At 57.1% G+C, this 8543-nt stretch carries 12 protein-coding genes; 10 read left to right on the top strand and 2 right to left on the bottom strand.

The features are described from left to right. Window positions 1-58: 58 nt before the first annotated feature. On the bottom strand, window positions 59-211 hold the full coding sequence (locus ACP7AD_RS17105; protein WP_426166343.1) for a hypothetical protein: 153 nt from the start codon (window positions 209-211) through the stop codon (window positions 59-61). A gap of 40 nt (window positions 212-251) precedes the next feature. Continuing rightward, complete coding sequence (locus ACP7AD_RS17100; RefSeq protein WP_426148888.1) at window positions 252-614, bottom strand: DUF4148 domain-containing protein; 363 nt, start codon at window positions 612-614, stop codon at window positions 252-254. Between the two features lie 151 nt (window positions 615-765). On the opposite strand from ACP7AD_RS17100, the gene ACP7AD_RS17095 reads away from it, so the two are divergent. From ACP7AD_RS17095 to ACP7AD_RS17050, 10 genes are all read left to right on the top strand, one after another. Continuing rightward, a complete protein-coding gene (locus tag ACP7AD_RS17095; protein ID WP_426148890.1) occupies window positions 766-1446 on the top strand; it encodes a heavy metal response regulator transcription factor in 681 nt (226 codons plus the stop codon). Next, window positions 1443-2909, top strand: coding sequence for a heavy metal sensor histidine kinase (locus ACP7AD_RS17090; RefSeq protein WP_426148891.1), 1467 nt, complete (start codon window positions 1443-1445; stop codon window positions 2907-2909). The genes ACP7AD_RS17095 and ACP7AD_RS17090 overlap by 4 nt, the downstream gene beginning before the upstream one ends. Window position 2910: 1 nt before the next feature. After that, entirely contained in the window at window positions 2911-3321 is a 411-nt protein-coding gene (locus ACP7AD_RS17085; RefSeq protein WP_426148893.1) for a CopK family periplasmic copper-binding protein, read from the top strand. Then, complete coding sequence (locus ACP7AD_RS17080) at window positions 3278-3370, top strand: CopK family periplasmic copper-binding protein (protein WP_426166340.1); 93 nt, start codon at window positions 3278-3280, stop codon at window positions 3368-3370. Before ACP7AD_RS17085 ends, ACP7AD_RS17080 begins: the two co-directional genes overlap by 44 nt. A gap of 193 nt (window positions 3371-3563) precedes the next feature. Next, window positions 3564-3986, top strand: a complete 423-nt coding sequence (locus ACP7AD_RS17075; protein WP_426148894.1) for a hypothetical protein — start codon at window positions 3564-3566, stop codon at window positions 3984-3986. 123 nt (window positions 3987-4109) lie between these two features. Then, window positions 4110-4442, top strand: a complete 333-nt coding sequence (locus tag ACP7AD_RS17070) for a hypothetical protein (protein ID WP_426148895.1) — start codon at window positions 4110-4112, stop codon at window positions 4440-4442. A gap of 11 nt (window positions 4443-4453) precedes the next feature. Next, window positions 4454-5872: a TolC family protein gene (locus ACP7AD_RS17065; RefSeq protein WP_426148896.1), complete on the top strand. Its 1419-nt coding sequence runs from the start codon at window positions 4454-4456 to the stop codon at window positions 5870-5872. 46 nt (window positions 5873-5918) lie between these two features. Next, entirely contained in the window at window positions 5919-7334 is a 1416-nt protein-coding gene (locus ACP7AD_RS17060; RefSeq protein ID WP_426148898.1) for a multicopper oxidase family protein, read from the top strand. A 192-nt stretch (window positions 7335-7526) separates the two neighbouring features. Further along, window positions 7527-8042, top strand: coding sequence for a cupredoxin domain-containing protein (locus tag ACP7AD_RS17055; protein WP_426148899.1), 516 nt, complete (start codon window positions 7527-7529; stop codon window positions 8040-8042). Beyond that, window positions 8023-8532 (top strand): DUF411 domain-containing protein, encoded by a 510-nt coding sequence (locus tag ACP7AD_RS17050; protein ID WP_426148900.1) that lies wholly within the window; start codon window positions 8023-8025, stop codon window positions 8530-8532. The genes ACP7AD_RS17055 and ACP7AD_RS17050 overlap by 20 nt, the downstream gene beginning before the upstream one ends. Window positions 8533-8543: the final 11 nt, after the last annotated feature.

Here is an 8543-nt window from a genome sequence, read left to right as displayed (position 1 = left end):
CCGTCCAGCTGCGAGTGGAATCGAGTGCAACTTAAACTGAGTTCAAATTTGTCTTGACTCAGGGGCCCACCTTAGTCAACTTTGTTGAAACGGCAGGCGTTGCAGTTGCGTTCAAGGGCGCAGTCTGCGCGTCAGAGGCAGCCATCGCCAGCCCGGAACTCCCCGCAAACAGGGCTGCAGCGACCAGCAATGCATGGATTTTTGTCTTCATAGAACTCCTACGTGTGTTTGATCATTGACTGATGTGGTGTTTATCGGCGGTACAGTTCACGCTGCAGGCGCTTTTCTGCATCCGTCATCACCAGATTGGGCTTCGGGGTGTCATGTGCCAGGCTGTCCGTATGGACAAGGGTGCCACCCTGAAATGCGTAACTGTGCTGAGGACTGATAAAACCTTTGTCGGTATTGACGATCTTGGTGCCGTCGGCAGTGAAGGGATTTTTGCGGAAAGCCTCTAACTCTTGCTGGACCTCAGCGCGGCTTTTGGTGCTGTTGCCGGGATGAAACTCAAAGCCTCGGTCGCCTCCAACCCAAGTGGTGCCGCTGTTGGCAAATGCAGCAGGAAGGGCGGCACCCACAAGGGCCAGGGCAACAATGGTTTTACGAATAGACATGATCAAGCTCCTTTAATGTCGACTGTGCTGTCCCAAGCCTGGGAGCAACCTGGATGCAACTGCTGCATCACGGTTCTTAATGTAGAAGCCGGGTGTCAACACCGGGCTGACTGGCAGATTACGAATACGTTATGTACGGTGGGAGCCCATTTTGAAGATTTTGGTGATTGAGGACGAGCCCAGGGCTGCAGAGTATTTGCGCCAGGGCCTGACGGAAAGTGGCTATGCCGTTGAGGTTGCCCACAACGGAACGGACGGCCTTCACGCGGCTGCCAACGGCGATCATGTGTTGGTGATTCTGGACATCATGCTGCCAGGCATTGACGGATTTGCTGTGCTGTCAGCGCTGCGCACATCCAAGCAAGTACCCGTTTTAATGCTCACCGCCCGCGACAAGACCGACGACAAGGTGCGCGGCTTTGACTTGGGCGCTGATGATTACCTGGTCAAGCCCTTTCAGTTTCCTGAGCTGTTGGCAAGGGTGCGCGCATTGCTCAAACGCGGCCAGCCAATTACAAATGATCCCGTTTTACGGACAGCAGATCTTGAGATAGATCCAGTGCGTCACCGGGCAACCCGGGCAGGCCAGCGAATCAACCTTTCCGCCAAAGAGTTCGCCTTGCTGACCCTTCTGGCCCAGAAGACGGGTGAGGTGCTTTCCAGGACACAGATTGCGTCGCTCGTATGGGACATCCATTTTGATTCGGACACCAATGTTGTTGAAGTGGCGATCAGACGGCTACGCGCCAAGATCGACGATCCTTTTGACGAAAAGCTGATTCACACGGTGCGCGGGGTAGGTTACGTTCTTGAACGCCGGAATCCAGTGTGACGCAACGCACGCTACTCAACTTCTGGTCTCAGAAGTCACTGGCGGCACGAATCGCGGCCACCAGTGCATTCTTCGGCCTCATCGTCACGGGTGGGGCCATTGTGGTCGGTTTTTATGCCCTGTCACAACAGCTCGATGCACGTGCAGCCGAAGAGCTCAAGGGAAAGCGCGACCTGCTGCTGCATATATTGTCTGAAATGCCAACACCTGAAGCAATTCTTCAGAACCAGCACAGGTTTGGGGATCTGATGATTGGCCATGATGACCTGCATTTGGCCTTGACTGACCCAGCCAGTGGTCAATGGGTGGCGAGCTTTTCCGAAATCGCAAAGCAATCAGTGTCTGCGCTGGACGCCAGTGCGGTTAGCAATGCGTCCATTGAGGAGTGGAGGATGCCCAACGGTGGCCAACTCAATGCCATTCGAGGCATCGGTCCGATCGTCAATGGTAAAGCGGTGCGTTATTACCTATCTTTGGACCGGCGCCATGACCGCAAGCTGCTGAGTGGCTTCATCAATACCACATTGGTCGCGTTGCCAATACTGTTGCTCATCGTGGCACTTGGCGCCTGGCTCATTGCGCGCACCAGTTTGGCTCCTTTGCGACGATTCCATCGATTGGCCGCATCCATCGGAACTCAGTCCCTCAGCCGCAGGGTGTCTTCTTCGGAGTTGCCAACGGAGCTCTATGAGCTTGCGGAGGAGTTCAATAGCATGCTGGAGCGCATTGATGACGGTTATAAAAGACTGCAGGAGTTTTCGGGCGAGCTCGCCCATGAAATGCGCACCCCCGTTGCAACGCTTTTGGGGAGAACGCAGGTGGCGCTTTCCAAAACCCGCACAGTTGCTGACCTGCGAGAGGTCCTGGAAGGCAATGTCGAAGAACTCGAACGCCTGTCCCGCTTGATTTCCGATATGCTTTTCATCGCCAGCGCAGACCACAACGAGAATATTCTCAAATGTGAGCCGGTCGAACTGGCCCGAGAGGCCCAGCAGGTCGCGGAGTATTTATCGCTGATTGCGGAAGAGAGAGGATTGACGGTTGAAGTCACAGGCGCGGCGACTGTCTTGGGCGACCGCCTGTTGGTGCAGCGCGCAATTACAAATCTCGTGTCCAACGCGATTCGCCATGCGCAAGCCAATTCCAAAGTCGACTTGTTGATAACTGTTGAAAATGAGAGCACCACATTGGCTGTAGTCAATGAAGGGGATGGTATCGCCCCGGATCATTTGCAACACATTTTCGACCGCTTTTACCGGGTTGACTCTGCCCGAGCCCGTCTTGACGGTGGCGCAGGTCTTGGCCTGGCGATTGCGCGATCCATCATGTCAGCGCATGGGGGACGGGTGAACGCGCAAAGTCTGATGAGCGGAAGAACAATTTTCACGCTGTCATTTCCAGCAAAAATTATTTCTCAACTACCTCTATCGAGATTTGCGGCTGCATCTGGCAAGGATGATTAACTTGAAATCCCTGCTGGTGGTTGACTGTATCGAATATATCAAAATCGTAATGTTCCGGTCAGGCAGGTGTCTGACCCCGTACTCTACATTGCCATCAGTGATGCAAAGGCTGGCATCTCAACCCTGGTCGATTTCCTTGGGCCTATTACAAAGCGCCAGGAAAGATTTTTATCATGTCTATTGTCAAAACCGTCGTTGGGTTTGGTCTCATTTTTCGGGTCTGTCTGCATTTGCAGTCGATCAAGCGGGCATCGAAAAGTCTGTAGAACTTAAAGATGGTTCGACAGTGCACCTGTTTAAAGACGGCAAGATGGCAAGATGGCAATGGAAAATAAATTCAGGCGCCCTATCGTATGCAAGAAGGGGAGATGATGCAAACCAAGGATGGCAAATCGATCGCCATGAAAGGTGATGAGGTTGCCAGACTTTCCAATGCCATGCGGACACACTTGAGCCGCTAGAACTTAGTTCTCGTTGCACTTTCGCATAGGCTTTGTTGCAATAAATGTTGACCATGCCCGTTTAGATCGAGTGAATTTGTTGCCTACTGGCCGGCAGGGTAAGCGCCTGCGCGTTGGGCAATGCTGCCGTTAACGGTTTGCTGCCTCGCAATATAAAATGAACTACTAAAAATCTCCTATATCTGACCAACCCATGCGCCACCTGTTCCTTATCCTCATGATCGCCCTGCTGCCTTTGCGCGGCTGGGTCAGTGACGCGATGGCGACGGGAATGCTTTCGAGCCAGGTGCAGCAGCAACAGCAAACCGCTACAAAAACAATAGCAACTCACGGTCATGAAGCTGGGACGAAAGCTCATCAAGATACCGAAACAGTGGCGGCAGATGTGACCCCAACTGCAGCCGACTGCCCAGGCCATGCTTCTGATGCAGAATCTCACGCCGCAGATGCCCACTGCGAATCCTGCAGCGTCTGTCAGGCCTGCCATACTGTCGCGTTGTCCCCAACGGGGACCGACGTGACTGCCGTTTTCAACTTGAGCATGCTGCCTTGGGCGGCAGTTGCCCAATTTTCCAGTGCTGAAGCCGCACTGCGCCAAAAACCACCGATTTCCTAATCTCCAGGCCCGTATTGGGTCTGTACTTGCTGCCGGCATGGCCCCTTGTGGCATTTACATCCCTGTGATGTCCGGACAACCGCGATTTTCCCCATCGCATCGCTTGTATTTCAGGAGAATTTTGTGAATATTCGTCTCGATTCCAGCTTGCACGCTGCACTGGTTGTGCTGATGGCGTCCCTGTGGACCCCCCTGGCCGCTGCGCAAACCGCTGCAGTTCCCCTTGCAAAACCCGTCGTTCCGACAGCCACGACTGACGCTGCGTCGCTACCCTACCGCTCGGCGCTTGAGGGCTACCAGCGCTACACCGAAGAAAAAACGGTCAACTGGAAAGAAGCCAACGACGCCACTGCGCGCATCGGTGGCTGGCGCGAGTACGCCAAGGAAGCCAGTCAATCCCAGGCTCAAGAAGGTCCCGCCAAGCTTGACTCCGGCACAGCACCGCCCAAACCGTGACAGGAACAACCATGAAAACAATTTTTAGATTGACCGCTCTGGCTGCGGCCAGCCTGCTGCTGGCGGGCTGCGCATCGGTCAACATGGACCAGACCGTGCGGGACGCGAACGATACCACCAACACCTTCACCCAGGGCAAGCTGGAACTCAGCCGTACCGATCAGCAAGCTCAAGCCAGAGCCAGGCTAAGCAGCGATTTGCTGGCCAAACCCCTGGGCATGGATGAGGCTGTTCAATTGGCACTGGCCAACAGCCCGGCGGTGCAAACCCTGCTGGCCCAGAGCTGGGCCGACATGGCCCAGGCCAACCAGACAGGCCGCATCGCCAATCCCATTTTCACGTTCGAGCGAATCCGCTTTGCTGATGAACTGGAACTGGGCCGGCTGCTGTCCTTTGGCCTGCTCGATCTTCTTACGCTGCCCCGGCGCATGGAGATTTCACGGGGCCAGATGGCGCAGGCAAGGGTACAGCTCAGCGCCAATGTAGTGGAACAGGTCACCCAGGTGCGCCAGACCTGGGTGCGCGCCGTCGCAGCGCAGCAGTCCTTGGCGTATGCACACCAGATCAACCGCAGCGCGCAGGCGAGCGCCGAACTGGCGCGGCGCATGCAGCAGGTCGGCAATTTCACCAAGCTTCAGCGCGCGCGCCAGCAAAGTTTTTACGCCGACAGTGCGGCGCAACTGGCATCCAGCCAGCATGCCAGCACTGCCGCCAGAGAAGAACTGATACGACAACTCGGCTTGACGGATGCGCAAGCCGGGCAACTCAAGCTGCCAGAGCGGCTGCCTGACCTGCCCAAAGAGCCGCGACAGGCCGCCGTGGTGAACGCCACGGCGACCCAGCAACGCCTAGATGTGCAGATGGCGCGCCTGCAACTCGACAACGCGGGCAAGTCGCAAGGCTTGAACCTGATCACCAGTCTGGTTGACGTGGAGCTTGGGGTGCGCCGCGACACCGTGTTCGACAACGCGGCAGGCACCAGCACGCCGCGAAGAGGCTACGAACTGGGCATTCGTCTACCTATCTTTGACTGGGGCACAGCGAAGCGAGATGCCATGAACGCGCAGTCGCTGGCGGCGGCCAACCGGTATGAAAGCGCGGTTCGCGGCGCGTCGTCGCAACTACGCGAAAGTTATTCGGCCTACCGGACCGCCTACGACGTGGCCCGGCATTACCGCGATGAAATCGTGCCGCTGCGCCGGACCATGGCCGATGAAAACCTGCTGCGTTACAACGGCATGCTGATCGGGGTGTTCGAGTTGCTGGCCGACAACCGCGACCAGATTGCCAGCGTCACCGCCGCCCTCAACGCCTACCAGCAGTTCTGGCTGGCCGATGCCGCACTCGCCGCGTCCATGACCGGCAAGCCGACCGCATTGGCAATGGCATCGCCTGCTGCCAGTGGCGGCGGTGACGCAGCTGGCCACTGAATCCAGTCACGTCCAGATTCACGAAACACATTGAACGAAAACTCCTATGACGAACAGAAGAAATTTCCTGACTGGCGCCGGCGCGCTGACAACGGCAGTTGCCGCCGCAGCAGTGAGCCGGGTGGCCATGGCCGCTCTGCCTGAGCCCGTTTTTCAAACCAAACCCGACACCATGGCGCCGTTGATACCCAGCACCGGCCGTCCCTACAACCCGGTGGTCACTCTTAACGGCTGGACGCTGCCCTGGCGGATGAACAACGGCGTGAAGGAATTCCACCTGGTGGCCGAACCGGTCGTGCGCGAGATGTCGCCCGGCTTCAAGGCCCACCTGTGGGGCTACAACGGCCAGTCGCCGGGGCCCACCATTGAAGTGGTCGAGGGCGACCGGGTGCGCATATTTGTGACCAACAAGCTGCCCGAGCACACCAGCGTGCACTGGCACGGCCAGCGCCTGCCCAACGGCATGGACGGCGTGTCGGGTCTGACCCAGAAGGCCATCCCGGTCGGCAAGACGTTTGTCTACGAATTCGTGGCCAAACGTCCCGGCACCTTCATGTACCACCCGCATGCCGACGAAATGACGCAAATGGCCATGGGCATGATGGGTTTCTGGATCACGCACCCCAAGGCCAAGCACCCCCTGATTGATGAGGTGAACCGCGACTTCGTGTTCCTGCTCAATGCCTACGACATTGATCCCGGCGCCTACACGCCCAAGATCATGACCATGCTCGACTTCAACCTGTGGAGCTGGAACAGCCGGGTGTTTCCGGGCATCGACCCGCTGGTGGTGCGCAAGAACGACAAGGTGCGCATCCGCATCGGCAACCTGACCATGACCAACCACCCGATGCACCTGCATGGCCATGAATTCACCGTGACTGGCACCGATGGCGGCCCGACGCCCAAGTCAAGCCGCTGGCCCGAGGTGACGGCCGATGTGGCGGTGGGACAGATGCGGCAGATCGAGTTTCTGGCCGACGAGGAAGGTGACTGGGCCTTTCATTGCCACAAGAGCCACCACACGATGAACGCCATGGGCCACGACGTGCCGACCCTGATTGGCGTGGACCACCGCAAGGTCGCCCGCGACATCACCAACGTCATTCCCGACTACATGGTGATGGGCGAGCGTGGGATGGCCGACATGGCCGAGATGGAAATGCCCTTGCCAGACAATACCGAAAGAATGATGACCGGCGAGGGGCCATTTGGCTCGGTCGAGATGGGCGGCATGTTCAGCATGGTCAAGGTGCGCAAGGACCAAAAGCCCGGCGATTACAAAGACCCGGGCTGGTACAAGCATCCGGCCGGGGAAGTGGCTTATGAATGGACGGGCGCCCTGCCCAATCCGGCACGCTTTGCAGCCGAGGGCGGCCAGTCGATGAAGGCGCAGAACATGCCGATGAAGGAAGTCGAAGTTCAGGTCCGCAAGCCCGTCATGGGCGCTATGAAGCATTGACCGTCAGCAAGTCATCGATCAAAAAAGGCATCCGATGTAAAACCGATTCACTATCAGAATAATAGCTGTCAGCGCCCTATTTATATGCACTAAAGCCTCTTTTCCTCAAAATTTCAGTCATTTGGCCAGCTTGCAAGCTGACGATTGCCTGGCCACCACACTTTTTCCACTCCCATCCTTGAAAGGTATTTCATGAAATCACGCAACATCCTGATCGCCATTCCCGGCATTTTTCTGGCTCTCACGGCCATGGCCGCAGGCAACCACGCCGGTGGCCATGGCGGTGTTGATGAGATCGGAAAACCCGGCGTTGCCGCCAATGTGACGCGCACCGTCAACGTCGACATGACCGACGACATGCGCTTTCACACGTCAAAAATCGCCGTCAAGCAGGGCGAAACCATCCGTTTTGTCGCCAAGAATTCCGGCCAGGTCAAGCACGAAATGGTGCTGGGAACCGCGAAGGAGCTCAAGGAGCACTACGAGGTGATGAAGAAGAATCCCGAAATGGAACATGCCGACGAAAACATGGTCACCGTGGCGCCAGGAAAAAGCGGCGAAATCATCTGGCATTTCACCAAGGCCGGCAAGGTTGACTTCGCTTGCCTGCAGCCTGGTCACTATGACGCTGGCATGAAGGGTATGGTCAATGTGGCAAGCAGCCAGGCGCAGTCCAAAGGAAATGGTCATGTCGAAAAGAAACATTGAGACGGTTTCCCGTCGCTTCGCACTGAAGATGCCGCTTGCGCTCGTGGGCGCTGCTGTCTTGACGCAGCCTTTGCGTGCGCTGGCTGCCAGCAGCGCCAACCAAGTCACTGTCTGGAAAACGCCAAGTTGCGGCTGCTGCCATGAATGGGTGGCGCATCTGCGCAAGAGCGGCTTTGAGGTGGTGACCCATGATGTCGAAGACACGGCGCCCATCCGCCAGAAACTCGGCTTGAATGCCAAGTTCGGTTCCTGCCATACCGCGCGCATGGACAGCTACGTGGTGGAGGGACATGTTCCGGCGCAAGAGTTGCGCCGGCTGCTGCGTGAGCAACCCAAGGCACTTGGCCTGGCCGTCCCCGGCATGCCGATGGGCTCACCGGGCATGGAAATGGGCGACACCCGGGATGCCTATGATGTGATGCTGGTCCTGGCCGATGGCAGCTCGCGTGTTTATCAGTCCTATCCTGCCAAATCTTCTGTCAAATCCTGAAAGAAAACATC

The organism is Polaromonas sp. DSP2-3-2b2, from assembly GCF_049895905.1.
Classification (GTDB): domain Bacteria; phylum Pseudomonadota; class Gammaproteobacteria; order Burkholderiales; family Burkholderiaceae_C; genus Polaromonas.
Note: the sequence above shows the minus strand (reverse complement) of the source record. Positions and strands in the feature narration are given on the sequence as shown.